The sequence below is a fragment of the Brevundimonas sp. PWP3-1b1 genome, assembly GCF_049896065.1.
Lineage (GTDB): Bacteria > Pseudomonadota > Alphaproteobacteria > Caulobacterales > Caulobacteraceae > Brevundimonas > Brevundimonas intermedia_B.
Genome location: NZ_JAFCTO010000001.1, coordinates 1934190 through 1958874, shown reverse-complemented (window position 1 = coordinate 1958874; position 24685 = coordinate 1934190). Strand labels below are relative to the sequence as shown.

At 66.6% G+C, this 24685-nt stretch carries 28 protein-coding genes and 1 pseudogene; 13 read left to right on the top strand and 16 right to left on the bottom strand.

Annotation, left to right across the window (positions count from 1 at the left end; all coding sequences use genetic code 11):
* Positions 1 to 8 precede the first annotated feature (8 nt).
* Positions 9 to 1277 (bottom strand): DNA polymerase IV, encoded by a 1269-nt coding sequence (locus ACP69V_RS09670; protein WP_426023636.1) that lies wholly within the window; start codon positions 1275 to 1277, stop codon positions 9 to 11.
* A gap of 106 nt (positions 1278 to 1383) precedes the next feature.
* Here ACP69V_RS09670 and ACP69V_RS09665 point away from each other — a divergent pair, with 106 nt between their 5' ends.
* Complete coding sequence (locus tag ACP69V_RS09665; RefSeq protein ID WP_167762544.1) at positions 1384 to 1749, top strand: response regulator; 366 nt, start codon at positions 1384 to 1386, stop codon at positions 1747 to 1749.
* The gene (locus tag ACP69V_RS09660) at positions 1746 to 3107 is read left to right on the top strand and encodes a PleD family two-component system response regulator (RefSeq protein ID WP_426023635.1); all 1362 of its coding nucleotides are present in this window, start codon (positions 1746 to 1748) and stop codon (positions 3105 to 3107) included. The genes ACP69V_RS09665 and ACP69V_RS09660 overlap by 4 nt, the downstream gene beginning before the upstream one ends.
* 74 nt (positions 3108 to 3181) lie before the next feature.
* On the opposite strand, the gene rpmG is transcribed toward ACP69V_RS09660, so the two are convergent.
* Positions 3182 to 3349, bottom strand: a complete 168-nt coding sequence (gene rpmG / locus ACP69V_RS09655; protein ID WP_003164451.1) for a 50S ribosomal protein L33 — start codon at positions 3347 to 3349, stop codon at positions 3182 to 3184.
* Positions 3350 to 3475: 126 nt separating this feature from the next.
* On the opposite strand from rpmG, the gene ACP69V_RS09650 reads away from it, so the two are divergent.
* Positions 3476 to 4042, top strand: a complete 567-nt coding sequence (locus ACP69V_RS09650) for a hypothetical protein (protein ID WP_426023634.1) — start codon at positions 3476 to 3478, stop codon at positions 4040 to 4042.
* A gap of 3 nt (positions 4043 to 4045) precedes the next feature.
* Here the strand turns inward: ACP69V_RS09650 and ACP69V_RS09645 are convergent, their stop codons facing one another.
* The 3 genes from ACP69V_RS09645 to rnr all read right to left on the bottom strand — a co-directional run bounded on the left by ACP69V_RS09645 (position 4046) and on the right by rnr (position 7620).
* A complete protein-coding gene (locus ACP69V_RS09645; protein WP_426023633.1) occupies positions 4046 to 4459 on the bottom strand; it encodes a DUF5990 family protein in 414 nt (137 codons plus the stop codon).
* A 1-nt stretch (position 4460) separates the two neighbouring features.
* Positions 4461 to 5168 carry an NUDIX hydrolase gene (locus ACP69V_RS09640; protein ID WP_426023632.1) on the bottom strand — a complete coding sequence of 236 codons (708 nt, stop codon included), beginning with the start codon at positions 5166 to 5168 and terminating at the stop codon, positions 4461 to 4463.
* A 136-nt stretch (positions 5169 to 5304) separates the two neighbouring features.
* A complete protein-coding gene (gene rnr, locus ACP69V_RS09635) occupies positions 5305 to 7620 on the bottom strand; it encodes a ribonuclease R (RefSeq protein WP_426023631.1) in 2316 nt (771 codons plus the stop codon).
* Between the two features lie 118 nt (positions 7621 to 7738).
* Here rnr and ACP69V_RS09630 point away from each other — a divergent pair, with 118 nt between their 5' ends.
* Positions 7739 to 9139: a pyridoxal-phosphate dependent enzyme gene (locus tag ACP69V_RS09630; RefSeq protein ID WP_426023630.1), complete on the top strand. Its 1401-nt coding sequence runs from the start codon at positions 7739 to 7741 to the stop codon at positions 9137 to 9139.
* Positions 9140 to 9144: 5 nt separating this feature from the next.
* Positions 9145 to 10308 carry a cystathionine gamma-synthase gene (locus ACP69V_RS09625; RefSeq protein ID WP_426023629.1) on the top strand — a complete coding sequence of 388 codons (1164 nt, stop codon included), beginning with the start codon at positions 9145 to 9147 and terminating at the stop codon, positions 10306 to 10308.
* Between the two features lie 2 nt (positions 10309 to 10310).
* Here ACP69V_RS09625 and ACP69V_RS09620 read toward each other — a convergent pair whose 3' ends face one another.
* From ACP69V_RS09620 to ACP69V_RS09595, 6 genes and pseudogenes are all read right to left on the bottom strand, one after another.
* On the bottom strand, positions 10311 to 10568 hold the full coding sequence (locus tag ACP69V_RS09620; protein ID WP_135195276.1) for a hypothetical protein: 258 nt from the start codon (positions 10566 to 10568) through the stop codon (positions 10311 to 10313).
* A gap of 25 nt (positions 10569 to 10593) precedes the next feature.
* Positions 10594 to 10767, bottom strand: a complete 174-nt coding sequence (locus tag ACP69V_RS09615; RefSeq protein ID WP_426023628.1) for a hypothetical protein — start codon at positions 10765 to 10767, stop codon at positions 10594 to 10596.
* A 42-nt stretch (positions 10768 to 10809) separates the two neighbouring features.
* Positions 10810 to 11022 (bottom strand): cold-shock protein, encoded by a 213-nt coding sequence (locus ACP69V_RS09610; RefSeq protein ID WP_008260450.1) that lies wholly within the window; start codon positions 11020 to 11022, stop codon positions 10810 to 10812.
* 174 nt (positions 11023 to 11196) lie between these two features.
* Positions 11197 to 11910 carry a TorF family putative porin gene (locus ACP69V_RS09605; RefSeq protein ID WP_426023627.1) on the bottom strand — a complete coding sequence of 238 codons (714 nt, stop codon included), beginning with the start codon at positions 11908 to 11910 and terminating at the stop codon, positions 11197 to 11199.
* A 38-nt stretch (positions 11911 to 11948) separates the two neighbouring features.
* Positions 11949 to 12881: an NAD(P)H-dependent flavin oxidoreductase gene (locus tag ACP69V_RS09600; protein ID WP_409715502.1), complete on the bottom strand. Its 933-nt coding sequence runs from the start codon at positions 12879 to 12881 to the stop codon at positions 11949 to 11951.
* Between the two features lie 210 nt (positions 12882 to 13091).
* Positions 13092 to 13544 (bottom strand): annotated as a pseudogene (locus ACP69V_RS09595) (endonuclease domain-containing protein).
* 161 nt (positions 13545 to 13705) lie between these two features.
* Between ACP69V_RS09595 and queF the strand changes: the two are divergent.
* Together queF and ACP69V_RS09585 are read left to right on the top strand one after the other, a co-directional pair.
* Positions 13706 to 14167 (top strand): preQ(1) synthase, encoded by a 462-nt coding sequence (queF, locus tag ACP69V_RS09590; RefSeq protein ID WP_040349994.1) that lies wholly within the window; start codon positions 13706 to 13708, stop codon positions 14165 to 14167.
* A gap of 164 nt (positions 14168 to 14331) precedes the next feature.
* The gene (locus ACP69V_RS09585; RefSeq protein WP_426023626.1) at positions 14332 to 15219 is read left to right on the top strand and encodes a DUF817 domain-containing protein; all 888 of its coding nucleotides are present in this window, start codon (positions 14332 to 14334) and stop codon (positions 15217 to 15219) included.
* On the opposite strand, the gene ACP69V_RS09580 is transcribed toward ACP69V_RS09585, so the two are convergent.
* The gene (locus ACP69V_RS09580; protein ID WP_426023625.1) at positions 15178 to 15945 is read right to left on the bottom strand and encodes an EAL domain-containing protein; all 768 of its coding nucleotides are present in this window, start codon (positions 15943 to 15945) and stop codon (positions 15178 to 15180) included. The genes ACP69V_RS09585 and ACP69V_RS09580 overlap by 42 nt on opposite strands.
* Positions 15946 to 16013: 68 nt before the next feature.
* Positions 16014 to 16607 carry a nitroreductase family protein gene (locus ACP69V_RS09575; protein WP_426023624.1) on the bottom strand — a complete coding sequence of 198 codons (594 nt, stop codon included), beginning with the start codon at positions 16605 to 16607 and terminating at the stop codon, positions 16014 to 16016.
* A 45-nt stretch (positions 16608 to 16652) separates the two neighbouring features.
* On the opposite strand from ACP69V_RS09575, the gene ACP69V_RS09570 reads away from it, so the two are divergent.
* Together ACP69V_RS09570 and cysE are read left to right on the top strand one after the other, a co-directional pair.
* Positions 16653 to 17279, top strand: a complete 627-nt coding sequence (locus tag ACP69V_RS09570) for an NUDIX domain-containing protein (protein ID WP_426023623.1) — start codon at positions 16653 to 16655, stop codon at positions 17277 to 17279.
* A 20-nt stretch (positions 17280 to 17299) separates the two neighbouring features.
* Positions 17300 to 18127 (top strand): serine O-acetyltransferase, encoded by an 828-nt coding sequence (gene cysE, locus ACP69V_RS09565; protein WP_425984409.1) that lies wholly within the window; start codon positions 17300 to 17302, stop codon positions 18125 to 18127.
* Between the two features lie 9 nt (positions 18128 to 18136).
* Here the strand turns inward: cysE and ACP69V_RS09560 are convergent, their stop codons facing one another.
* The gene (locus ACP69V_RS09560) at positions 18137 to 20212 is read right to left on the bottom strand and encodes a TonB-dependent siderophore receptor (protein ID WP_426023622.1); all 2076 of its coding nucleotides are present in this window, start codon (positions 20210 to 20212) and stop codon (positions 18137 to 18139) included.
* 54 nt (positions 20213 to 20266) lie between these two features.
* Here ACP69V_RS09560 and ACP69V_RS09555 point away from each other — a divergent pair, with 54 nt between their 5' ends.
* Both ACP69V_RS09555 and ACP69V_RS09550 read left to right on the top strand, forming a co-directional pair.
* Positions 20267 to 21466: a DUF1624 domain-containing protein gene (locus tag ACP69V_RS09555; protein WP_426023621.1), complete on the top strand. Its 1200-nt coding sequence runs from the start codon at positions 20267 to 20269 to the stop codon at positions 21464 to 21466.
* Positions 21467 to 21550: 84 nt separating this feature from the next.
* On the top strand, positions 21551 to 21760 hold the full coding sequence (locus ACP69V_RS09550) for a DUF3126 family protein (protein ID WP_292223966.1): 210 nt from the start codon (positions 21551 to 21553) through the stop codon (positions 21758 to 21760).
* 81 nt (positions 21761 to 21841) lie between these two features.
* Here ACP69V_RS09550 and ACP69V_RS09545 read toward each other — a convergent pair whose 3' ends face one another.
* The gene (locus ACP69V_RS09545; RefSeq protein WP_426023620.1) at positions 21842 to 22177 is read right to left on the bottom strand and encodes a TonB family protein; all 336 of its coding nucleotides are present in this window, start codon (positions 22175 to 22177) and stop codon (positions 21842 to 21844) included.
* 393 nt (positions 22178 to 22570) lie between these two features.
* On the opposite strand from ACP69V_RS09545, the gene ACP69V_RS09540 reads away from it, so the two are divergent.
* Both ACP69V_RS09540 and ACP69V_RS09535 read left to right on the top strand, forming a co-directional pair.
* Positions 22571 to 22810, top strand: a complete 240-nt coding sequence (locus ACP69V_RS09540) for a hypothetical protein (RefSeq protein ID WP_426023619.1) — start codon at positions 22571 to 22573, stop codon at positions 22808 to 22810.
* The gene (locus ACP69V_RS09535) at positions 22811 to 23257 is read left to right on the top strand and encodes a hypothetical protein (protein WP_426023618.1); all 447 of its coding nucleotides are present in this window, start codon (positions 22811 to 22813) and stop codon (positions 23255 to 23257) included.
* Between the two features lie 13 nt (positions 23258 to 23270).
* Here ACP69V_RS09535 and ACP69V_RS09530 read toward each other — a convergent pair whose 3' ends face one another.
* Positions 23271 to 24563 (bottom strand): cation:proton antiporter, encoded by a 1293-nt coding sequence (locus tag ACP69V_RS09530; RefSeq protein ID WP_426023617.1) that lies wholly within the window; start codon positions 24561 to 24563, stop codon positions 23271 to 23273.
* Between the last annotated feature and the right edge of the window lie 122 nt (positions 24564 to 24685).

The window sequence follows — 24685 nt, the reverse complement described above, 5'->3', positions numbered from 1 at the left end:
GGCGCTTCCTACGGCTTCAGCGCGCGCCCCGCCACCACGGCGTCCTTGCCGAACTTCTCGCGCAGTTTGTCGATGGCGCGTTCGGTCTTCAGGGTGCGGGTCTCGGGGGTCTGGAACAGGCCGACGGGCGCATCCTCGGCGTCCTGGACGTCGGCCATGCCGATGCCGATCAGCCGATAGGACGGGCCCAGTTCCGGCTTCAGCAGATCCCGCCCGGCGGCGAACAGGGCGCGCGCCGTCTGGACCGGATCGGGCAGGGTGATGCGGCGGGTGACGATCTTGAAATCGGTGCGGCGCAGCTTCAGCACCAGAACCCGGCTGGCGACGTCGTCGCGCCGGGCCTTGGACGCCAGCTTCTCGCACAGGGGCCACAGCTCCGCCTCCAGCGCCTCAGATGAGGTCAGGTCTTCGTTGAAGGTGGTCTCGGCGCTCATCCCCTTGCGGTCGCGCTCGGGGTTCACGGCGCGGGCGTCGCGGGCGTGAGCCAGTTCGTGCAGGCGCAGGCCCGATTCGCCGTAACGTTTGACCAGATCGCGCACATCCGCCCGGGCCAGATCGCCGATGGTCGAATAGCCGTCGCTGCGCAGCGCCTTGCCGAACACCGGACCGACGCCGGGCAGGGTGGTGACGAGGCGCGGCGCCAGCAGGGCCTGGGCGTTGGCGGCGCCGACGACGGAGAATCCGCGGGGCTTGTCCATCTCCGACGCCATCTTGGCCAGGAAGCGGTTGGGGGCCAGGCCGATGGAGACGGTCAGGCCGGTCTCCTCCTCGATCTGTTTCTGGAAACGGATCAGCTGAAACGCCGGCGGGCCGCCGTTCAGCCGCTCGGTGCCCGACAGATCGACCCAGGCCTCATCCAGCGACAACGGCTGGATCAGCGGCGTCAGCCGGCCGAGCGCGCCGAGGATACGCTGCGATTCGAAGACGTATTTGGTGAAGTCGGGCTTGATGACCACCGCCTCGGGACAGGCCTTCAGCGCCTTGAACATCGGCATGGCCGAGCCCACGCCGTACTGGCGCGCGACGTAGCAGGCGGTGGAGACGACCCCGCGCTTGCCGCCGCCGACGATGACCGGCTTGTCGCGCAGTTCCGGCCGGTCGCGCTTCTCCACCGAGGCGTAGAAGGCGTCGCAGTCCATGTGGGCGATGGACAGCTGGTCCAGTTCGGGATCGGCGACGATGCGCCGCGACCCGCACGCCGGGCAGCGACGGTCGGCCGGCCCGGCGGGGTCTTCGCCGGTCCACAGGCAGTCGCGACAGATGGCCTTGATGGCCACGCTTAAGGTCTCCGTAAGGTTGGCTTCACCCCAACTTAAGACTGCTCGCCTACGAATGCGACCAACGAGGCGTCCCGTGTTCGAGGGGTGCGCAGGTCAGGTGATGATGTCCAAGAAAGTCCTCATCGTCGAGGATAACGAGCTGAACATGAAGCTTTTTCATGATCTGCTTGATTCCCAGGGCTACGAGACCCTGCAGACCCGAGAGGGCTTGCAGGCCTTGGCCCTGGCGCGCGCCCATCATCCCGATCTGATCCTGATGGATATTCAGCTCCCGGAAATCTCGGGCCTGGAAGTCACGAAGTGGCTGAAGGACGACGAGGAGCTGAGCCACATCCCCGTCATCGCCGTGACCGCCTTCGCCATGAAGGGCGACGAGGAGCGTATCCGCCAGGGCGGGTGCGAGGCCTATATCTCCAAGCCCATTTCGGTGATGCACTTCCTCGAAACCATCCGGCAGCACCTCGGATGAGCGCGCGCATTCTCGTGGTCGACGACGTGGACGTGAACGTCCGCCTGCTCGAAGCCAAGCTGACCATCGAATATTACGATGTGCTGAGCTGCAATGACGGCGCGACGGCCCTGGCCATCGCCGCCGAACATCAGCCGGACCTTATCCTTCTCGACGTCATGATGCCGGGCATGGACGGGTTCGAAACCTGTCGTCGGCTGAAGGCCCAGGCCGAGACGCGTCACATTCCGGTGGTGCTGGTCACCGCGCTGGACGGCCGTCAGGACCGCATCAGGGGGCTGGAAGCGGGCGCCGACGACTTCCTGACCAAGCCCATCGACGACGTGATCCTGTTCGCGCGGGTCAAGTCGCTGACCCGGCTGAAGCACGTCATGGACGAACTGCGCGAACGCGAGGAAAGCGGCCGGCGCCTGGGCGTTGATTCGGACAACGCCGCGCGGCTTCGCAGCGAGGGTGGGCGGGTTCTGATCGTCGATGACGATATGCGCCAGGCCGAGAAGATGGCGGCTGAGCTGAGCGGCGAACACCGCGTCACCATCGAATCCGATCCCGAGGCGGCGCTGGTCGCGGCCAAGGGGGCGCTGGATCTGATCATCGTCAATGTCGCCGCCGCCGGCTTCGACGGCCTGCGGATCGTGGCCCAGGCCAAGTCGGGCGACGCACGCCGCGCGCCGATCCTGGCGGTGGTGGAGCCGGCCGAACGGCCGCGCATGGTCAAGGCGCTGGAACTGGGCGCCGCCGACATCCTGCCGCGTCCCATCGATACCGAGGAACTGTCGGCGCGCGTCCGCACTCAGATCCGACGTAAACGCTATACCGACTTTCTGCGCCAGAAGCTGGACAGCAGCATGGAAATGGCCGTCACAGACGCCCTGACCGGCCTGCACAATCGTCGCTACATGACCGGCCAGCTACAGGCTCTGGTCGGCCGCGCGGCCCAGGGCGGGTCTCAGGTCGCCTTGCTGGTGCTGGACATCGACCACTTCAAGTCCGTCAACGACAGCTTCGGCCATGACGCCGGGGACGAGGTTCTGGTCGAGTTCGCCGTGCGCCTGGCCACCAACGTCCGCGCCGTCGATCTGCCGTGCCGGATGGGCGGGGAAGAGTTTGTGGTCGTCATGCCGGGCGCCAGCCTGGAAGACGCAGGCCGCGTCGCCGAACGGATTCGCCGCGACGTCGCCTCCGCCCCGTTCCGGGTCATGGGCGGCAAGGAACAGATCACCATCACCATCTCGATCGGCGTGGCCGCCACGACCGGCGACGGCGACACGCCCGAGGGCCTGCTGAAACGCGCCGACGAAGGCGTCTATGAGGCCAAGGCCGCCGGCCGCAACAAGGTCATCGCCAAGGCGGCCTGACCGAACCTCCAGACAACGAAAAACGCCCGGCTGGAGACCAGCCGGGCGTTTTCAATTCTCAGCAGATCAAGGTCTTACTTGATCTTGCCTTCCTTGAACTCGACGTGCTTGCGCACGACGGGATCGTACTTCTTGACGACCATTTTCTCGGTCATGGTGCGGGCGTTCTTCTTGGTGACATAGAAGAAGCCGGTGTCGGCCGTGGAGTTCAGGCGGATCTTGATGGAAGCCGGTTTGGCCATCGGAATTACCTCTGCGACGGCGAAAGCCGCTTAAAATAAGAGGCGCGGAACATACTCAGGATCGCCCCAAAGTCAACGGGCGCGATGCCACGTTGATGCGGTCGGATGCACATATAGTGTGACCGTATGAAAATCGCATCCTTGCTGGCCGCTGCGGCCCTGGTTTCCCTCTCGTCCGCCGGCGTTGCGGCTGCGGCCCCCGATCCTGCGCAGGACTCGTTCCTGGCCAGGCTGAACGCCCTGTGCGGTCAGCGATTCGAAGGCCGGGTCGTCACGACCGACGCCGCCGACGCCAAGTTCGCCAGCGAGCGGCTGATCATGCACGTCCGCGACTGTTCGGCGGACGAGGTGCGCATTCCCTTCGCTGTGGGCGACGACCGCTCGCGCACCTGGGTCGTGACCAAGACCGACGCGGGCCTGCGGCTGAAGCACGATCACCGGCACGAGGACGGCACGACCGACGTGCTGCACTGGTATGGCGGCGACACGGCCGGCGCGGGCACGGCCGAGCGGCAGGAGTTTCCCGTCGACGCCGAATCGATCGCCCTGTTCAACGCCAATGACGCGGCGGTCTCGACCACAAATGTCTGGGCGATGGAGGTCCATCCGGATCGGATGTTCGCCTATGAACTGCGCCGTCCCAACCGCCATTTCCGCGTCGAGTTCGACCTGACGAAGCCGATCGCCGACTAAGGATCAGACGACGCGCCAGGCCTGAAGCGGCCGCACGGTGGCGCAGGCCGGGCCGCCGTCTTTCGCGCGGCCGGGCAGCATAACTTCGAGCACCTTACCCTCGCGCGCCTGAGCCAGCAGATCGACGGGAATGTCGTGGATGTCGATCTTGGCGCGTCGGCTCCATGCGCTGGCGTGCTGGCCGGCAGACGTGCCGATGGCGATATAGACGAAACGTCGCAACGGCCCCTCGCGCCGCACGAACGTGCCGGTCAGTCGTCCGTCGTCGGACAGGGTGATCGGCGCATCGAAGCTGATCGGTCCGTCGCCGGCGAGGCACGGCTCGACCGGGATGTTGGCCTTGTCCTGCAGGCTGTAGGCGACGCCCGCGACCGGATCGGCGATGGTCAGGCGCAGGGTGATCGTCGATCCGGCCATGTCAGTCCCTGTGTTCGACCGTGTGGCGGCCCCGCACCATCCGCACGAAGGGCAGGGGGCGGTTCGGGTGTTCCAACCGCTCCGCCAGTTCGCCCAGCACGAAACGGGTGATGGCGGGCAGGTCCAAGGCGCGAGCCTCGTCCAGCGGCAGCCAGGCGATCTCGTCCAGTTCGCCCGACCCGGCGGTCGGTTCCGGACTCAGCAGAGCCTCGGCCGGCGCCATGAAGAACCGGGCGTCGAACCGCCGTGTCCGGCCCGGCGGGGTGATGGCGCGGGCGATGTAGGACAGGACCGACAGATCGGGCAGGGCGCCCGCCTGCCGATACTCCCGCCACGGTCCGGCGACTGAGGCGCTCGGCGCGGCCTGCCCCAGGATCAGCCCGGTCTCCTCGAACGTCTCGCGCACCGCCGTCAGCGCCAGGGCGCGCGCCCGGCGGGCCGGCAGCTCGCCTTCCAGCCGCCGCACGACATCGGAGGGCAGGTCGCCTGTCGCGGCGGCGGTAAAGTCGCTCCGGTCGATCCGCCCGCCCGGAAACACCCATTTCGACGCCATGAACACATGCCCCGGCGCCCGTCTTCCCATCAGCACCTCGGGCCGCGACCCACCCCGCGTCAGGATCAGCGTCGCCGCATCCTTGGGCCGCTGCGCGCCGCCGATGCGCGGAGCGTCCGCGAGGTCCTGAGCGGCGTCGAAGGGGGCAGTCACCACAATCCTCCCCTATCGGGGGAGGGGGACCGCGCGCAGCGTGGTGGAGGGGGGGAACCCCAGACACGGTGCGTGGTTAGCCCCCTCCACCGCTCCGCGGTCCCCCTCCCCCGATGGGGGAGGATTAGGAGGCCTTGCGTCACTTCCGCTTGCCCTTGCGCACGCCCTTCAGCCCGCCGGAGGGACGGCCGCCCTTTGCGGGCTTGGGACCGCCTGGGCGACCCTTGCCGCGCATCGGCGGGCCGTCGCCGCCGCGTCCCCGGACGCCATAGCGCGGGGCGGGGGCGTTGGGATCGCGCGGCTCCGGTTCGCTGAGCATTTCGAACACCAGGCCGCCCGTGACGGGGGTGGCCTCCATCAGCTTGACCTCGACCTTGCGGCCCAGGGTGAAACGCTTGCCGGTGCGTTCGCCGACCAAGGCGTGGGCGCGGTCGTCGTGGGCGAAATATTCGCTGCCCAACGTCGAAACCGGAACCAGGCCGTCGGCGCCAGTTTCGTCCAGACGGATGAACAGGCCGAACCGGGTCACGCCGGTGATGCGCCCGGTGAAGGTCGCGCCAACGTGTTCTTCCAGATAGGCGGCGATATAGCGGTCCATGGCGTCGCGTTCGGCGGCCATCGACCGGCGCTCGGTCATGGTCACGCCCTCGGCGATGGCGGGCAGTTCGGCGATCTCGCGGTCCGTCAGGCCGTCCTTGCCCAGGTTCAGCGCCCGGATCAGGCCGCGGTGAACGATCAGGTCGGAATAGCGCCGGATCGGCGAGGTGAAGTGGGCGTAGCGGTCCAGGTTCAGGCCGAAGTGGCCGATGTTCTCGGGGCTGTAGATCGCCTGCATCTGGCTGCGCAGCACCACCTCGTTGACCACATCGGCGTGTTCGGTGTCGCGGGTCTCGTCCAGCAGCTTGTTGAACCGTTTGGTCGTGCCCGGCTCGCCCTTGTTCCACGGCTTGCCGATGGTGGACAGGAAGTCGGCCAGGTTGAAGATCTTCTCCTGGCTGGGCGTGTCGTGGATCCGATAGATCAGCGGAGTTTTCTTCTGCTCCAGCGTCTCGGCGGCGCAGACGTTGGCCTGGATCATCATCTCTTCGATCAGCCGGTGAGCCTCCAGCGAGGCGCGCTTCTCGATCGAGGCTATGCCGCCATCCGGGGCCATGCGGATGCGGCGCTCGGCGGATTCGATCTGCAGGGGGCTGCGCTTCAGCCGGCCCTTCAGCATGGCGTGATAGGCGTTCCACAGCGGATAGAGGATGGCCTCCATGATCGGGCCGGTGGCGTCGTCTGTCTGGCCGTCGATGGCGGACTGGGCTTGTTCGTAAGACAGTTTGGCGTGCGACCGCATCAGCCCGCGCACGAACTTGTGGCCCACCTTGCGGCCGTCCTTGTCGAAGACCATCCGCACGGCCATGCAGGCGCGGTTCTCGCCCTCTTTCAGGCTGCACAGACCGTTCGACAGAACCTCGGGCAGCATCGGCTCGACGCGGTCGGGGAAATAGGTCGAGTTGCCCTTGTCGCGCGCCTCGCGGTCCAGATGGGTTCCGGGGCGGACATAGGCGGCGACGTCAGCGATGGCGACCCAGACGATCCAGCCGCCTTCGTTCTTCGGATCCTCGTCGCGCGCCGCATAGACGGCGTCGTCGTGGTCGCGCGCATCGGCGGGGTCGATGGTGATGAAGGGAACCTCGCGCAGGTCCTCTCGCCCCTTCAGCGTCGGCAGGGCCTGATCCTCGGCCTCGCGCTCGACCGCCTCGGAGAAGCCGGTCGGGACGCCGTGGGCGTGGATGGCGATCAGGGAGGCGGCGCGGGGATCGTCCTCCTTGCCGATATGTTCCAGGATCTTGCCGCGCTTGGGACCGAACCGCTGCTCGCCCTTTTCGATGGCGGCCAGGACCAGATCGCCGTCGCGCAGGTCGCCGGACTGGGCCTGGGGCACGAGAAGCACGTCCTTGGAGCGGCGGTCGACTGGCTCGACGCGGGTCTCGCGCGCCGACTTGCGGATGACGCCCAGGACGCGGTTCGTGCCGACGTCCAGCTTCTTGATCAGCCGGGCCTCCCAGCCTTCGTCGCCGCGCTGGAACTTGACCAGAACCCGGTCGCCCAGGCCAGGGGCAGGACCGGGCTTGGACTTGTCGGGCATCAGGATGGCGCGCGGCGCGTCGGCGCTGGCCTCGACCAGGCGGACATACAGTTCGCCGTCGCCGTCGCGCTCGATCACATCGGCGACCCCGACGGGGGGCAGGGCGCCGGCCTCGGAAAAGCCCTTGCGGCCGCGCTTGCCCAGCCGGCCTTCTTCTTCGAGTTCGCGGATCATTTCGCGCAGGGCCCGGCGGTCGCCGCCCTTCAGTCCGAAATGGCGTGCGATATCGGTCTTCTCGGCCGATCCGGCCTCGCGCAGGAAGGCGAGGAGGGTGTCTTTGTCGGGCAGGCCGGCGGGCGGCCTCTTGGATGAATTGGTCATTATGTCTTTCGTAGCGCGGAACCGCGCCTTTGGGTAAATCTTGGGGGGTCAAATCTTGCGTGAGTTGACCGAGTGAATGCGGGGCTTCAGCTTCCGCCGTCCCCGAATGGAGTCTTCGATGTCCCTGCATGCACCCGCCCTGAGCGCGACCGTGAAGTCGCCGCTGGATCTGATCGGCAAGACGCCGATGGTGGAGGTGACGAAGATCGACACCGGCAAGTGCCGCCTGCTGCTCAAGCTGGAGTCCCAGAATCTCGGCGGGTCGATCAAGGACCGGATCGCGGTCGAGATGCTGGATGCGGCCGAAAAGGAAGGCTGGCTGAAGGAGGGCGGCACCATCGTCGAGGCGACGGCGGGCAATACGGGCCTGGCCCTGACCCTGGTCGGCCGGGCACGGGGCTATAAGGTGCTGCTGGTCATCCCGGACAAGATGTCGAAGGAAAAGATTCAGCATCTCAGGGCCATGGGCGCCGATGTTCGCCTGACGCGTTCGGATGTGCCGCACGGACACCCCGAATATTACACGGACATGGCCGAGCGTCTGTCCCAGGCCATTCCCGGCGCCTATTACGTCAACCAGTTCGCCAACCAGTCGAACGCCGACGCCCATGTGAAGACCACGGGGCCGGAGATTTGGGAGCAGACGGGGGGCGATATCGACGCCTTCGTCGCCGGCATCGGCTCGGGCGGGACCATCACCGGCGTGGGGCGCTACCTCAAGAGCGTGGGCTCGGACGCCCAGATCATCCTGGCCGACCCGGTGGGTTCGACCTTGGCCGGCATCGTCAACGACGGCGTGCCTGGACCGGACGGCAGCTATACGGTCGAGGGCATCGGCCAGAACTTCGTGCCCGACACGGCGGACATGAGCCTGATCGACAAGGCCTATTCGATCCCGGACGCTGAGGCGATCGCCACGGCGCGCGAGCTGTTGCTGAAGGAAGGCATTCTGGCGGGCTCGTCCTCGGGCACCCTGATCGCCTCGGCCCTGCGTTGGTGCCGTGAACAGACGGAAGCCAAGACCTGCGTCACCTTCGTCTGCGATACGGGGGCCAAGTATCTGTCCAAGGTCTATAACGACGCCTGGCTGGCCGATCAGGGCCTGGGCGAGCGCGAGCTGCACGGCGATCTGTCGGACCTGATCAACCGCAAATACGAAAAGGGCGACGTGGTCGTCGCCGGTCCGGGCGACACCCTGGACACCGCCTTCAAGCGGATGAAGGGCGCCGACGTGTCCCAGCTGCCGATCATCGAGGACGGCCGCCTGGTCGGCATCCTGGACGAGAGCGACCTGATCCACGTGATGAACACCGACGAGATCACCCGCAAGGAACGGTTCGCCAAGCCGGTCGCCTCGGCCATGACGCGCGACCTGGACACGCTTCAGGTCAAGGAGTCGCTGGACGCCCTGATCCCGGTCTTCGACCGCGACCGTGTGGCCATCGTGCTGGACGGCGAAACGTTCGTCGGCCTGATCACCCGCACCGACCTGATCAACCATCTCAGCCTGAACCGGTAAGGTCCATGAGCGACAAGAAGAACAGCCAGGGTTTCTCGACCCGCGCCATCCATGCCGGACAGCATCCCGACCCGACCACGGGCGCGGTGATGACGCCCATCTACGCCACCTCGACCTATGCCCAGGAAAGCCCGGGCGTGAACAAGGGCTATGAGTATGCGCGGGGCAAGAACCCGACGCGCGAGACGTTCGAGGCCTGTATCGCGGATTTGGAAGGCGGGACGCACGGGTTCGGCTTTGGCTCGGGCATGGCGGCGACCTCGACGGCGCTGGAGCTGCTGGACGCGGGCGATCACATCGTCACCGGCGATGATCTGTACGGCGGATCGTGGCGGCTGTTCGAGCGGGTGCGCCGGCGGACCATGGGGCTGGACTTCGCCTATGTGGACCTGAGCGACATCGCGGCGGTCGAAGCGGCGATCACGCCCAAGACGAAGATGCTGTGGGTCGAGACGCCGACCAACCCGCTGATGAAGCTGGCCGACATCACCGCCCTGTCGAAGGTGGCCAAGGCGCACAGCCTGCTGCTGATCGTGGACAACACCTTCGCCACACCCTTCTGCCAGCAGCCGCTGAGCCTGGGGGCGGATGTGGTGATGCACTCGGCCACCAAATACCTGAACGGCCATTCGGACATCATCGGCGGGGTGCTGGTGACGGCCGATCCCGATCTGGCGACGCGGATCAAGTTCCTGCAGAACTCGGTCGGCGGGATCATGGGACCGTTCGACGCCTTCCTGGCCAACCGGGGCCTGAAGACGTTGGCGTTACGGATGAAGGCGCACTGCGAGAACGCCCTGACGGTGGCGCGGTGGCTGGAGACGCGGGCGGGGGTGGCCAAGGTCATCTATCCTGGCCTGATCGCCCACCCGCAGCATGAGCTGGCCGCGCGTCAGATGAGCGGCGGCTACGGCGGGATGGTGACGGTGATCCTGGAGGGCGACCTGGAGCGCACGAAGCGCGTGCTGGAGCGGGTCGAGGTCTTCACCCTGGCGGAGTCGCTGGGCGGGGTCGAAAGCCTGGTGAACCACCCGGCGATCATGACCCACGCGAGCGTGCCCAAGGACGTCCGCGAGGCGGGCGGCGTGACCGACAACCTGATCCGGCTATCGGTCGGGGTCGAGAACGTCGAGGACCTGATCGCGGATCTGGATCAGGCCCTGGGCTGATCTCAGCTGGAGGGTAGGGCGGTCTGGTGGCCGGTGACGGGCGGCAGCTTCTTCTTGGGAGCGGCGCGCTTGACCGGGGCCTTGGCGGCCTTGGGCAGGGCGGCGCGGCGGGCGATCTCGGTGTCGATCACAGGCAGGATGTCAGCGGCGGCCATCACCTGAGTGGAGGCGCCGGTTTCGGCCAGGCGCGTGGCGTTGGCGCGCAGGCTGTTGAGGTCGGCGTCGGTCATCGTCGGGATTTTTTCGGCGAGGGTCGTCATGGGTCACGTCCTGATGGAACGGGCTTCAGGGCCGGCGCGCGAGGCACCAGCCCTTCAGCTGATTGAAGGCGATCTCGACCACGACGCGGTCGCCCAGCACGGATAGGCCTTTAGGCGAACCGAGCGAGGGCAGGACCGAGACGACGTGGCCGTTGTCCAGGCGGACCTTGCGGCCGCCCAGAGGCAGGTGCTTCGTCACGACGCCATCAAAAGCGATGGCGTGCGTGTTGAGAAGCGTGTCCTACTCTGCCGCCGTAAGGCGACCAGCGGATTCCTTGCCAGAGCGCGAGTCACGTTCGATTTCGTAGGAAATCTTCTGGCCTTCGTTCAGCGAACCAACGCTCGACGTTTCGACGGCCGAGGCGTGGACGAAGACGTCCTTGCCGCCGTCATCGGGAGCGATGAAGCCGTAGCCTTTGGTGGGGTTGTACCATTTAACAGTGCCGGTAGCCATTTGGAGACCTCCGTCTGGCGTTGACCGCAGGGAGGGATCCCTGGTCGGCCTGTCGGGTCTGAATGGGATCGGCTTTTGGACCTCGGTGCGTGATGCAAAGGGAGCAGCGGCGTTACGCAGAGAGATCGACAGCCCCTATATGGGCCTCAAACGCCCTTTGCGCAAGGCGCGCCCTCAGAAGGCGTAGGCGATCTCGGCCACCAGGCCGTCCTCGTACTGCTCGCCGAACTCGGCTGCGTCGGTGTCATAGTAGCGAACGTCGAGCGCCAGGGCGTCCGTCAGGGCGTAGGTGACCCCGGCGTTCCAGGCGGTGTAGTCGGGCGAGTTGTCCTGTTCGCGACGGCCCAGGGCGACCGTGCCGTCGAGCCGGGGGGTGAAGGCCCAGCCCAGGCGGCCCTCGACCCAGGTGAAGGCCTCGGTCGCGCCGGCGGAGTCGGGCGAATACTGGACCTGGAGCCGCGCGCTGGCGGGACCGATCGAGCGGCTGATGTTGGCCCCGAACTCGAACGTGTCTTCGTCATAACCCGGGTTGGCGTCGAGGCGGTTCTTATAGGCGACGTTGAAGTCGAACTGATAGCCGAAGGCCTCGGGCTGGTAGCCGAAGGCGACCTCGGCCTCGACGTTGGAGCCGCCCGCCTGGATCGTTTCAGCCGCGGGGCTGATGTAGAAGAGGCCGTCGGCGCTTTCCCAAGTCGCCGACCCAAAGGCGTAGCCGTCGTTGCCGGACTTGGACGCGCCCTTGGAGCGGTTGTCCGTGCCGGCGCCGACCTCGAACGACCAGGCGTCGCGAGCGGACGACGCCGGGGCGGATTGGGCCGCTGCTGGGCTGGCGAGAACGGCGGCCATGGCGGCGGCGGAAAGGGCGGCGAGGACGGTCGTGCGGATCATGGCGGCTCCAACGCGCGAGATGCGGATTGGCGCCGCCTTTAGCGCGCTCCGGCCTTGATGGCGAATTCATCCGTGGCCTGAGCGAACTCTTGTCGCAGGCGCGCGACCAGTTCAGCGGTGGGCAGGACGTCGTGGATGGCGCCCGCGCCCTGTCCGGCGGACCAGACGGTCTTCCAGGCCTTGGCCTCGTCGCCCATGTCCAGCTTGTGCTCGGGCAGATGTTTGGGGTCGATTCCGTTCTCGATCAACGACTTGCTCATGAAGTTGGCCGGGATGCCTGAGACCGCCGGGGTATGGACGATGTCGGTCGCGCCGCTGTCGATGACCATCTGCTTGTAGGCGTCGGCGGCCATGGCCTCGGTCGTGTTGATGAAGCGGGTGCCCATATAGGCGAAGTCGGCGCCCAGCATCAGGGCCGCCGCGACATCTTGTCCGGTCGAAAGGGCGCCCGACAGGATGATGGTCCCCTTGAAGAAGCTGCGGACCTCGTTGACCAGGGCGAAGGGGTTGATGATCCCGGCATGGCCGCCGGCGCCGTTGGCGACCAGGATCAGGCCGTCGACGCCGGCCTCGGCCGCCTTTCGCGCGTGGCGGATGTTGGCGATGTCGTGGAAGACCTGACCGCCATAGCCGTGAACCGCATCGACGACGTCGCGCACGGCGCCCAGGGAGGTGATGATCAGCGGCACCTTCTCCTCGACCGACACCATCATGTCGGCCATCAGCCGGGGATTGGTCGGGTGGACGATGTGGTTGACGCCGAATGCGGCGGCCTCGGGCTTCAGCCGACCCTTGATCTCGTGAATCCAGTCGCGATAGCCCTCGGTCGTGCGCTGGTTCAGCGACGGGAAGGTGCCGATGACGCCCGCATTACAGGCCTCGACCACCAGATCCGGGCCGGAGACCAGGAACATGGGCGCCGAAATGATCGGCAGGATCAGACCTTTTTGCAGCGAAGCGGGAATGGCCACGGGCGTCTCCTGGAGTTTTCTTTCGCTACGCTTAGCGGGCTGTCGCGGGGGAAGGCAATCGGGAGGATTTCAGACGGTGAGGCGAAAAACAGAGTCTAATTCGTCTAATCTCGGGGGTGAGGGGGCGTCGGGCAGGGTTGAAATCGGCAAGGGGCCGGCGTTGCCGGAAAACCGGCCATCATACGACGGTTCTGACGGGTAGTCGGTCGATTAACGATGGTCGGTGTGAAGGCGTTGAAATCGAGAAAGAAGTTTTCGCGAAATCGGATGGGTGCGCCTCTTAATCCTCCCCCGTCGGGGAGGGGGACCGCCCCCGGGTCTCGCCGAAGGCGAGCCCGAGGACAGGCTGCGCGGTGGAGGGGGCCGATCGCGCACCTGTCGGTGAATATGATCCACCACCGCCCCCATCTCGCCCAGCACATCCCGCGCAGCGACCCGAACGACGGCGATCCCGCGCAGGTTTAGCCATTCCGTCCGGCGTCTGTCGTGTTCGACGGCTTCGGGCTAGGCGTGGGTTTCACCATCGACTTCAACCGCCAGCCGGGCGTACTCGCAATAGAAGTCCAGGATGTAGGGGCCGATGGGATGCTGGCGGCGAAAGCGTATGCCGTCCAGACGCCGGCCCCGGATTTGGCCCCATAGCAGCACCTCGGGCAGGGTCATTTCACGGCGCAACTCGCGGGCGCGGGCGACGGTAGACTTGGGTGCATAGGTCATTTGCGTCCTCGACCGTGTGCGCGGCCGGCCCCCTCCACCGCTACGCGGTCCCCCTCCCCCGATGGGGGAGGATTTTCAAGCCGGTCGCAAGCGCCTAAATGCGCCCCATGACCCACTACACCGACAACCTCAGCCAGCTCGGCGCCCAGACCGCCGCCCCGACCAGCCCCGAGACGGCCGTGCTGGAGCGGGTGCCGAACCCGCATGCGGATACGCTGTATCTGGCCCGGTTCACGGCGCCCGAGTTCACCAGCCTGTGCCCGGTGACCGGCCAGCCGGACTTTGCTCACATCGTCATCGACTATGCGCCGGGCGACTGGCTGGTCGAGTCCAAGAGCCTGAAACTGTACCTGACCAGTTTCCGCAACCACGGCGCCTTCCACGAGGACTGCACCGTCGCCATCGGGCGGCGGCTGGCGGACCTGCTGGCGCCGAAATGGCTGAGGATCGGGGGGTATTGGTATCCGCGCGGCGGGATACCCATCGACGTCTTCTGGCAGACGGGCGTGGCGCCGGAGGGGCTGTGGCTGCCGGATCAGGGCGTGCCGACGTATCGCGGGCGGGGGTGAATGCTTGAGTCCTTCTCCCCTTGCGGGAGAAGGTGGCCGAGCGGAGCGAGGTCGGATGAGGGGTTGTTCGGTCTCGCCGCCTGTTCTCCCATTTCCGTCGAGGTTTGTTTGACCCCTCATCCGTCGGCCTGCGGCCGCCACCTTCTCCCGCAAGGGGAGAAGGAATGAACCACCGCCTCCCCCTCGAAGCCTGGGGCCGCCGCCTCCTTACGCGCGCCGAGACCTGGGCCGACCGGTCCCGGCCGCGACGCTATGCCTACGAATTCCTCTGGTTCGGGCTGAAGCAGGGGTGGGCGTGTCTGTTCGGGGGGCTGATGCTGGGCTTGATCCTGGCGACCTTCCTGTTCTGGCCGGATCAGGCGCCGATCTCGCGGTATGATTTTCTGGCGGTCGGGGCGGTGGTGATCCAGGCGGCCATGCTGGCGTTCAAGCTGGAGAGCTGGGAGGAGGCGCGGGTGATCTTCCTGTTCCATGTGGCGGGGACGATCATGGAGCTGTTCAAGACCGCGCACGGGTCGTGGATCTATCCCGAGGACAGTCTGCTGCGGATCGGCGCCGTGCCGCTGTTCTCGGGCTTCATGTATGCGGCGGTGGGCAGCTATATCGCGCGGGTGCAGCGCATCTTCCACATCCGGGTGCGGGGGTATCCGCCGCTGTGGACGACCTGGGTGCTGGCGGCGGCGATCTACGTCAACTTCTTCGCCCATCACTGGCTGCCGGACGTGCGCATCGCGCTGTTCGCGGCGACCGTGCTGCTGTTCGGGCGGGGGTGGTTCTATTTCACGGCGGACCGCAGGCGGCGATCGATGCCGCTGCTGCTGGGATACGGGCTGGTGGCGACGTTCATCTGGTTCGCCGAGAACCTGGGCACGCTGGGGCGGGCCTGGGTCTATCCGGGACAGGAGGCGGGGTGGGAGATGGTGTCCCTGGGCAAGCTGGGCAGCTGGTTCCTGCTGATGATCATATCCGTGGTGCTGGTGTCGCTGGTCCACCGGCCGGAGGAAGAGCCGTCAGGCGGTGTGGGCCAGGGGCTGGGTCGCGCGGGGCCATGAGACGGGCGACAGGGCCTCGACCGCCGGCTTGGCCAGCAGATAGCCCTGCATCAGGGTGACGCCCAGGTCGCGCAGGACGTCGTGTTCGGCCAGGGTCTCGACCCCTTCGCAGACCGGCTCGACGCCCAGGTCGCGCAGCATGTTCAGGGTGTTGCGCACGATGGTGCGTTTGACCGGGTCGGTGTCGATGTCGCGGATAAGGGCCATGTCCAGCTTGACGATGTCCGGTTGGAACAGGGCCAGCAGGCCCAGGCCCGCATAGCCGGCGCCGAAGTCGTCGATGGCGGTCTTGAAACCCATGGCGCGATAGGATCGCAGGATGTTCAGGATGTGGGCGGCGTCCATCGCCTCGCTCTCGGTGAACTCGAAGATGATCCGGTTCAGCGGGAAGTTGGTGCGCATCGCCGCCGCCAGGGTGGCGCGGATGCAGGCGCGCGGCTCGTAGACCGCATTGGGCAGGAAGTTGATCGACAGGTTGGCGCCGTCTGCCGTCATGTCCAGACCGGCCGCCAGGTCGATGGCGGTGGTCCGGCAGACCTGGTCGAAGGCGTAGCGGTTGTCGGGCGAGACCTGCGACAGCACCTGGCCGGCGCCGGCTCCGTCCTTGCCCCGCACCAGGGCCTCATAGGCGAAGACGGTCTGGTTCGCGACATCGACGATGGGCTGAAACGCCATGGTGATCGGCAGGTCGAACCCGGCCCCGTCTTTACAACCCACACAGGACATCGGCCGCCACGTCTCCAGTCAAGGCGCTGATGTTAGGGAGGAAAGATTAATATCCGCCACTGCTCCGCTTAAGGCAGGTGCGTGACCTTGGCGGCCATGTCGGGACGAGGACGTTCCAGCGGCGGCTCGGTCAGGGTTCCGATATGGATGAAGCCGGCGACGGTTTCACCGTCTGTCAGGCCGAACAGGGCCGTGGCCTGAGGGTCGTAGCTGTACCAGTCGGTGATCCAGCTGGACGCATAGCCGAAGCCGGCCGCCGCGTGTTCCAGGTTCATGCACACCGCCCCGGCCGACAACTGCTGCTCCCAGACGGGCTTGGCAGCGGGAACAGGGGTCGAGACGACCAGGATGGTGAGCGGGGCGGCGGTCAGCTTGGCCAGGACCGCCTGATCCTTGGCCGGCCGGTTGTGCAGTTCGGCCAGCACCGCCAGACGCTCGGCGATCTCGGCGCGCGATTGCGGCCCCATGACCACGAACCGCCAGGGGAACAGCTTGCCATGGTCCGGCGTGCGGGCGCCGAGGGTCAGGATCTGCTCCAGCTGCGCCTCTGACGGGCCGGGCGCGACCAGGGCCTGGGCCGGGGCCGAACGGCGCGTCGCCAGACGGTCGAGAAAGGCCTGTGACGGAACGGGCAGGGGCAGGGGTTCGTTGAGCGCGACCATGCCGTCTAGCTAGGCTTTCATCCGCGTCTTCGCCATAGGTGAACCATGCGAACTCCCGACGAACCGAAATGGGCTGAGGGCCTGTCCAAGCCGCCGGCGTGGCGCAGCGACGGGACCGAGACCGTGTTCGACAGCCCATGGATGACCCTGACCCGACATCCGGCGACGGCGCCGACGGGGCATGCCGCCGACTATGCCGTGGTGCGGTTCAAGAATGTCGGGACAGGCGTCCTGCCGGTGCATGACGACGGCACGGTGACCCTGGTGGGGCAGCAGCGGTTCGCCCTGGCCAACTATTCGTGGGAGATGCCAGAGGGGGGCGCGCCGCTGGACGAGGATCCGTTCGACGGAATCCGGCGCGAGCTGGCCGAGGAGGCGGGACTGAAGGCCGAGCACTGGCTGCCGGCGCTGAAGGTGGAGATGTCCAACTCCATCACCGACGAGATCGGCATGACCTGGATCGCCTGGGGACTGGCGCCTGCGCCCGTTGCGCCGGACCCGACCGAGATCATCGCCGTGGTGCGCGTGCCGTTCCTGGATCTGCTGGACGAGATCGGGCGCGGGACGGTGCGCGACAGTCTGACGGTGGCGACGGCCTACAAGGCCTATCATATGGCCCTGAACGGGGAACTGCCCCAGGTGCTGGCGCAGGCCATGCTGGGGCGCGTATGATGGGTGCGAAGGAGCCGGTCATGGCCAAGCTTGAAGTCGTCGCGGAAACCGAAACCGACAGCGTGTGGCGCCAGCTGCGCGCCTCGGCCGAGGCCGCGTCGCGCGAGGAACCGCAACTGGGCTCGCAGATGAATGCGGTGATCCTGTCGCACGACGATCTGGCCGGCGCGCTCAGCTTCCAGATCGCGCGCAAGCTGGCGGACGGCGAGATGAGCGCCATGTCGGTGCGCGAGGTCTGCCTGTCGGCGTTCAAGGCGGATGCGGCCATGGTCGAGGCGGCGGAGGCCGATCTTCAGGCGGTGGCCGAGCGCGACCCGGCCATTCGCAATCTGTTGCAGCCTTTCCTGTATTTCAAAGGCTTCCAGGCGTTGCAGGGCTGGCGCGTGGCGCACTGGCTGTGGGGACAGGGGCGCGAGACCCTGGCGTTCCACTTCCAGAGCCGGATTTCCGAACTGTTCCAGCTGGACATCCATCCGGCCGCGCAACTGGGCAAGGGGCTGTTCCTGGACCACGGCACCGGCATCGTCATCGGCGAGACGGCGGTGGTCGGCGATGATGTGTCGATGCTGCACAACGTCACCCTGGGCGGGACGGGCGCCGAGCGCGGCGACCGCCATCCCAAGATCGGCAAGGGCGTGCTGCTGGGTGCCGGGGCCAAGGTGCTGGGCAATATCCACGTCGGCGACTACGCCAAGGTCGCCTCGGGCTCGGTGGTTCTGAAGGACGTGCCGTCCGGCTGCACCGTGGCGGGGGTTCCGGCGCGGCTGGTCAACTGCCCCACCAACGCAGAACCGGCCAGGACGATGGATCACACCCTGGCCGAGGTCGTCTACGACTTCGTCATCTGAGCCGTCGCCTCACAGCGCGATCCTGAGTGACGCGCGCACGCTGCGCGGGGCGCCGGGGAAGATCCACAGGGCGCTGTAGGAGCTGGCGGCGTATCGCTCGTCGAACAGGTTGTCGACTTCGATCCGGGCCGTGACCTGGGGCGTCAGGCCGTAGTCCAGCGCCGCCTTGGCCTTCCAATAGGCGGGCAGACGCACAGGATTGAGCGTCAGGGCGCCGGCCCGATCTCCGACATAGGCGGCGCCGGCCATCACCGACCAGGTCGTGCCGTGCGCCGTGTCGAAGCGCCCGATGGCGAACAGCGAACCGGAATGTTCGGGCACGTTCAGCACGGCGTCCGTGGCGAAGGCGCTGTCGTCGGCCGTGGCGTCGGTCCAGCCATAGTTGGCCACCACCTGCCAGGCGTCGTCGATGCGCAGGGACCCGTCCAGCTCTATCCCGCGCGTCGTCAGCTTGCCGACCGGGGCCAGGTAGTTGGGGTCGACCGGGTCGGTGGTCAGGATGTTCGACTTCTCGATGTCGAAGACTGTGGCCGCCAGATCCAGTCCGTCCCAGGCGCCGGCCAGGCCGATCTCGTAACCCTTGCCGTCTTCGGGGGCGAAGCCCAGACCATCGCGACCTGTCCCTGAGTTCAGCACGAAGGACTGGCCATAGCTGGCGTGGGCGGTCAGGTTGTCGGTCAGGCGATAGCGGGCGGCGAAGCGGTATTTCAGCGGGGTATCGCTGGCCTCGCCGACGGCGCCGGTGCGGTTGTTGCGGATGGTCTGGTCGTAGTCGTCGAACCGCAGGCCGGCCAGCAGGCTGAGACGGTCGTTCACCTCCCACAGGTCCTGGGCATACAGGGTGACGACCTCGCGGGTTTCCAGATTGTCGGTGAAGGGCAGGGGCGTCGGCGGCGTCACCGCGCCATAGACGGGATCGAAGACGTCGATCGGATAGGGATTGGCGGCGGTCGGGTTGATGCGCAGCCACTTCTCGCCATAGGTCAGCTGATAGGCCTTCACCCCGAAGCCGAGGTTGTGGACGCCGAGCCCCGTTTCGACCACGCCGTTCAGCTCCAGCCGGGCCGACAGATCCTCGACGGTGAAATCGCGGCCCCGGCGTTGGCGCCACAACTGGTCCCCGACCAGGCGGGAGTGGTCGCTGGATAGACCCTTCAGCGAGCCGCCGCGCCAGGCGATGCCGCCGTTTACGCTCCAGCCGTCGTTGATCCGGTATTCGCCGGTGATCTGGTGCCGTTCGTTGCGGAACCGGGTCACGCCGTCGCCCGGCTCGCCGTAGTAGTTCGATTCCGGCAGGGCCAGGGCGTCGCCGTCGATGGCCGGCATGCCCCGGTCGAACAGGGTGGTGAAGGTCGTGAACTCGCCCACATAGGTCAGGCGCAGGTCGTCGTTGGGCCGCCAGGTCAGTGACGGGGCGATCACCGTGCGGTCCAGGCCGACATGGTCGCGCCAGCCGGTGCTGGTCTCGCCCGCCACCACCAGCCGTCCGGCCAGGGTGTCGCTGATGGGGGCCGTCAGGTCCAGTTCGCCGCGCCTCAAACCGAACGAGCCGACCGTGGCGGTGAAGGCGGCGCCGGTTGCGAAACGCGGGGTCTTGGACACGATGTTGACGCGTCCCGCCGGGTCGATGTCGCCGAACAGGGCGCCGGACGGCCCCTTCAGCACCTCGATCCGTTCGGCCGTCGCCGGGTCGCGCGGCGGGGCCATGCCGCGATTGGCCAGGAAGCCGTCGACATAATATTCCGCACCGCCGTCGGGCGTGCCCAGGAAGCCGCGAATGGCGAAGTTGTCCATGACGCCGCCGCGATTGTTCTGCTGGCTGACGCCGCTGACCAGCTCCAGGGCGTCGGCCAAGCGCGTGGCGCCCACGGCCTTGATCAGGTCGTTCTCGATGGATCGGCTGGACGGCGACATGGCCTCCGTCACCGGCCCGGCGCCCAGGGTCAGGTCGCGCGGCGCCTGACGCCGGCCCAGGACCACGATCTCGCCCACCGTCTGGGGTTCGGCTGCCGTAGCGGGAGCAGGGGCGGGGGCGTTGGCGGCGACCAGCAGGCACGCGCCGGCGCAGCTCATGAGGAGGGACAAATCAGACTCCGTTTGAAACGTTATACTATATCGGCTATCCGCTCCGGCATGACGATGTCAACCACTGCAACGCCTGTTCCCGCCTTCGGCTCTCCGATAACCGCCGTGGTCCGTTCGGCGGGTCGGATCCGATCCGTCGACGCCCTGCGCGGGCTGGTGATCCTGCTGATGCTGGTCGATCACGCCCGCGAGTCGTTCTTCATCCACGCCCAGGTCTCGGACCCGATGAACCTGGAGACGACCTCCCCCGCCCTGTTCTTCACGCGGCTGTCGGCCCATCTGTGTGCGCCCATCTTCCTGGCGCTGACGGGGGTGGGGGCGTGGCTGTATGGGAACAAGCAGGCGCAAGGCGCAAACGGCGCCAAGTCGGCGTCCGACTTCCTGTGGAAGCGCGGCTTGTTTCTGGTGGTTCTGGAACTGACGGTCGTCGGTTTCGGCTGGAGCTTCTCGTTCACGCCGCAGATCATCTATCTGCAGGTCATCTGGGCCATCGGCCTGTCGATGATCGCGCTTGCGGCCCTGGTGCATCTGCCACGTCCGGCGCTGATCGTCGTGGGACTGGTGATCGTGCTGGGACACAATCTGCTGGATCCCATCACCGTCGCGGCGGGCCAGCCGGGCCATGTCTTCTGGGCCGTGCTGCATGATCGCAGTCTGATGGACCTGCCTTGGGGCGGGCAGGTGCGCACCTCCTATCCGCTGTTGCCGTGGATCGGGGTGGCGGCGCTGGGTTACGCCATCGGGCCCTGGTTCGTGGGCGAGCAGAGGACGCGGTTGCGGCGGCTGGTGCTGCTGGGGGTGGGCGCGCTGGCGCTGTTCGTCGTGTTGCGGACGATCAACCTTTATGGCGATCCGACGCCCTGGACCGTGCAGGCGACGCCCATCCAGACGGTGATGAGCGTGCTGAACCTAACCAAATATCCGCCGTCGGCCGACTTCCTGCTGCTGACGCTGGGTATCGGGGCGCTGGTTTTGGCCGGGTTGGAAAAGGCGTCAGATCGGCTGGTCGGGCTGTTGGCGGTGTTCGGCGCGGCGCCGTTGTTCTTCTACATCCTGCACATCTATGCGCTGCGCCTGTTGAATCTGGCGGCCCTGACCGCCTTCGGTCCCAATCAGGGCGACGGGTTCGCCGTGCCGGGCGTGGCCTGGCTATGGGGACTGGCGGCTGTGCTCGCCGTGCCGTGCTGGTTCGCCTGCCGATGGTTCGCCGGCATGAAGCGGCGCAGTTCGCACTGGTGGATGCGTTACCTCTGAAACGGGGAAAATGCGCATCGCCGGTTTCCCTGAACCGCCGATGTCTCTAGGGTCCGCCGCCAACATTCAGACCATGAGGCCCCCGTGAAAGACACCGACCTGAAGCGCATCGAGGCCCACCTCAAGCGCACCTTCAACACTGGCGGCATCATCCTGAAGGCCCGCCCCAAACAGAACGACTCGGCCGAAGTCTATGTCGGCGACGAGTTCATCGGCATCGTCTTCGAGGACGAGGACGAGGAAGGCTCGTTCATGTTCGAGATGGCGATCCTGGCCGAAGACCTGCCGGACTGAATAGATCCCGCCGAAGGCCGCTGTCGTTCATGACGCCAGCGGCCCAAAGCGTTCGGCGTCAATAAGGCGCAACGATAGCGATCAGGGCGTGAAGTCGATCGTGCGTTCGAACATCGTCTCTACGGGCCGCCCGCCCTTGATTACGGGCGTCACCTCGGCGTCGCGCATCAGAACCAGCGCTGCTTGGCCAAAGCCGTAGTCAGGCCGAGACTCTTCCAGCACGACGCAGTCTGCGACCCGTCCGGATGCAAGAGCCGTACACCGAAGCCGTACCGTAAAGTGATCATCTTCGGATAAGGCTTGGACGATCGCGGGCTCGACCGGGGCGACCGCTGCCAGCATCGCCTCCCGAGCCGGAGAGGCGGTCGGTGCGCCCAGCAGGGCGGCCATCAAGGTCAGGGTGAAGGTCAGGGTCATTATGGGCCTCGCGTGCCCTGTAATAAGGCTTGGGCTGACGCTCTGTTCCCGCCGGAGCGCAGATGGCCAACACATTTTGGGCGCAAATCGCCAAACATTGAACTTCGACTCTTTGGCGGACGGTCAACCCGCAAGGTGGGATGCTTGACTGTAGAAGTCTCGGCCTCGGTGGTGTGCCGGTAGGGCCTATCCGTGATCACAACGCAAAATCCGCCAGCTAGCGTCTTGATGGAGGACGAAAACGCCTGCGGTTGCCACGCCTCATGCGATAAGTGTTGTCGTTACGGTTGCAGAAACAACGCCTTGCGTCTTCGGACACAAGTCGGTGTGCTGGTTTGGGGCGACTCCACAAACTGTGTTCGTTGTGAGAGGAATGTCGCGGGAGGACCGATCATGACAACCCGGAAGACCCTGATCCGATCGCAGGCGGGCGTTCGACTGATGCATGTCGAGCAGTTGGCGGAGCGGCAACGCGTGGTGCAGCAATCCTGGCGGCTGTCCACATTGCGGCACGGCCAGCCGCGTCAGTTCGCCGACGAGACCGAGGCCGAGATCGCCTTCGACATCGAGGTCGTCACCGCCCTGATGGACCCGGTGGTGCTGGACATGCAGCGGCGCGGACTGATCGACTGAATGGCGCCCAGGCTGAAGGTCTTCACCTGGTCGGACGGTTTTCACGCCTTCTCCGTGGCGACCAGCTCGCGGCCCAAGGCGCTGGAAGCGTGGGGCTCGAAGCAGGACCTGTTCGCGACGGGCCTGGCCAGCGAACTGAGCGGCGGGCCGGACTATGAGGCGGCCTTGGCCTCGCCGGGCGAGGTGGTCGAGCGCGGCCTGACCATCGACGTCGGCAAGATATCAAAGGCGAAGACGAAGACCTCGGCCGGCCCTTCGAAGGCCAGGCGCGAGAAGGTCGCGAAGCTGGAGGCGGCGTTGGAAGCATTGGACGGCGATCACCAGGCCGCGTCGACCGAACTGGATGCCAAGCAGCAGGCGCTGAATGACCGGCGCGCCGCCCTGGACGCCGACCATGAAAAGCAGCGCAAGCGGATGGTGGCTGACCTGAAGAAGGCGAGGGGTTAGGCCCGCCGGTCGGCTAGGCTGCGGCGCCGCGACCGGCGGTTTCTGCGGGCGGGTCGATGTCGCGGTCGGGATCGCGACCCTGGCTGCGGTCGAACATGCGCATCACGGGCGTGACCGACACCCCGTGCAGCAGGATCGACATCAGGCAGATCAGACCGACCAGCGCCCACAGGCGATCGCCTTGCTGGAAGGCGGCGCTGTTGAGGCCATAGGCGAGATAGTAGAAGGACCCCACGCCGCGAATGCCGAAGAAGGCGAGGATCAGCTTCTCGCGCGTAGGCCGGCGCCAGCCGATGAAGCCCACAAGCCCGGCCAGGGGGCGGACCACCAGCACGACGACAAAGGCCGCAGCGATGTCGATGGGGCGCAGCGGCGCCAGCAGGCCGGACGCCAGGGCGCCGCCGAACAGAACCAGCACCACCATCATCGTCATGCGTTCGATCTGCTCGATGAAGTCGTGCATCTGGACGTGGAAGTCGTGGTCGCGGTCGGCGTGGCGGAAGGCCAGGGCCGTGATGAAGACCGCCAGGAATCCATAGCAGTGGAGCATCTCCGTCACAGAATAGGAGATGAAGGTCGCCGCCAGAACGATAAAGCCGTCGCGCGTGGCGGCCAGCTTGCTGTTGACCGGAATGGCGAAGGTCAGCCAGCCGAACACCCAACCGATCACCCAGCCGACCGCCAGGCCGGCGAACACTTCCCACAGGACGTTGACGGTCAGCCAGTCGGTGAACCAGTCGGGCTTCACGCCGGACGCCGCCAAAGCCAGGGCGATGGCCAGGTGGACGAAGGGGAAGGCCAGGCCGTCGTTCAGACCGGCTTCCGAGGTCAGGCCGAAACGCACGATGTCCTCGCGTCCCTCCTGCGGCGCGCCAACCTGGATGTCGGAGGCTAGCACCGGGTCGGTGGGCGCAAGACAGCCGGCGAGCAGAACGGCGGCGGCGACGCTGAGGCCCAGCACCGTAAAGCCGATCAGGAAGATGGCGGCGACGGACAGCATCATCGTAATGCCCAGCAACCGCCAGGTGACGCCCCAGCGTTTGAAGCTGAAGATGCTGTCGATCTTCAAGCCCGCGCCCATCAGGGCGATGATGACCACGAACTCCGTCAGCCGCTCGGTGATCTCAGGAAATCGCTGCGGCAAGGGCGCAAAGTCGATCCCCGGCAGGGCGAACAGGCCGGCGCCGAGGGCGACGCAGACGATCGGCAGCGACAGCGGAACCTTGCGGAACACGAGCGGAAGCCAGGCGACGAGGGCGATCAGGGCGCCGACGACGAACAGGACGACGATATAGGGATCAGGCATGCCGCTCCGGACCGAAAGATGCGGGTTCACAATGCATCAGCGCCGTTCCGGTCGCACCGTCGGGCGATCTCGTCGCAGAAACCCAAAAGCTGTTCGCGTCAACCGGACACAGACACGGCGCG

Coding starts and splice junctions, on each gene's coding strand:
- ACP69V_RS09665 (WP_167762544.1), top strand. CDS start 1,384: ATGTCCAAGAAAGTCCTCATCGTCGAGGATAACGAGCTGAACATGAAG.
- ACP69V_RS09660 (WP_426023635.1), top strand. CDS start 1,746: ATGAGCGCGCGCATTCTCGTGGTCGACGACGTGGACGTGAACGTCCGC.
- rpmG (WP_003164451.1), bottom strand. CDS start 3,349: ATGGCCAAACCGGCTTCCATCAAGATCCGCCTGAACTCCACGGCCGAC.
- ACP69V_RS09650 (WP_426023634.1), top strand. CDS start 3,476: ATGAAAATCGCATCCTTGCTGGCCGCTGCGGCCCTGGTTTCCCTCTCG.
- ACP69V_RS09645 (WP_426023633.1), bottom strand. CDS start 4,459: ATGGCCGGATCGACGATCACCCTGCGCCTGACCATCGCCGATCCGGTC.
- rnr (WP_426023631.1), bottom strand. CDS start 7,620: ATGACCAATTCATCCAAGAGGCCGCCCGCCGGCCTGCCCGACAAAGAC.
- ACP69V_RS09630 (WP_426023630.1), top strand. CDS start 7,739: ATGTCCCTGCATGCACCCGCCCTGAGCGCGACCGTGAAGTCGCCGCTG.
- ACP69V_RS09625 (WP_426023629.1), top strand. CDS start 9,145: ATGAGCGACAAGAAGAACAGCCAGGGTTTCTCGACCCGCGCCATCCAT.
- ACP69V_RS09620 (WP_135195276.1), bottom strand. CDS start 10,568: ATGACGACCCTCGCCGAAAAAATCCCGACGATGACCGACGCCGACCTC.
- ACP69V_RS09610 (WP_008260450.1), bottom strand. CDS start 11,022: ATGGCTACCGGCACTGTTAAATGGTACAACCCCACCAAAGGCTACGGC.
- ACP69V_RS09605 (WP_426023627.1), bottom strand. CDS start 11,910: ATGATCCGCACGACCGTCCTCGCCGCCCTTTCCGCCGCCGCCATGGCC.
- queF (WP_040349994.1), top strand. CDS start 13,706: ATGACCCACTACACCGACAACCTCAGCCAGCTCGGCGCCCAGACCGCC.
- ACP69V_RS09585 (WP_426023626.1), top strand. CDS start 14,332: ATGAACCACCGCCTCCCCCTCGAAGCCTGGGGCCGCCGCCTCCTTACG.
- ACP69V_RS09580 (WP_426023625.1), bottom strand. CDS start 15,945: ATGTCCTGTGTGGGTTGTAAAGACGGGGCCGGGTTCGACCTGCCGATC.
- ACP69V_RS09575 (WP_426023624.1), bottom strand. CDS start 16,607: ATGGTCGCGCTCAACGAACCCCTGCCCCTGCCCGTTCCGTCACAGGCC.
- ACP69V_RS09570 (WP_426023623.1), top strand. CDS start 16,653: ATGCGAACTCCCGACGAACCGAAATGGGCTGAGGGCCTGTCCAAGCCG.
- cysE (WP_425984409.1), top strand. CDS start 17,300: ATGGCCAAGCTTGAAGTCGTCGCGGAAACCGAAACCGACAGCGTGTGG.
- ACP69V_RS09555 (WP_426023621.1), top strand. CDS start 20,267: ATGTCAACCACTGCAACGCCTGTTCCCGCCTTCGGCTCTCCGATAACC.
- ACP69V_RS09545 (WP_426023620.1), bottom strand. CDS start 22,177: ATGACCCTGACCTTCACCCTGACCTTGATGGCCGCCCTGCTGGGCGCA.
- ACP69V_RS09540 (WP_426023619.1), top strand. CDS start 22,571: ATGACAACCCGGAAGACCCTGATCCGATCGCAGGCGGGCGTTCGACTG.
- ACP69V_RS09535 (WP_426023618.1), top strand. CDS start 22,811: ATGGCGCCCAGGCTGAAGGTCTTCACCTGGTCGGACGGTTTTCACGCC.
- ACP69V_RS09530 (WP_426023617.1), bottom strand. CDS start 24,563: ATGCCTGATCCCTATATCGTCGTCCTGTTCGTCGTCGGCGCCCTGATC.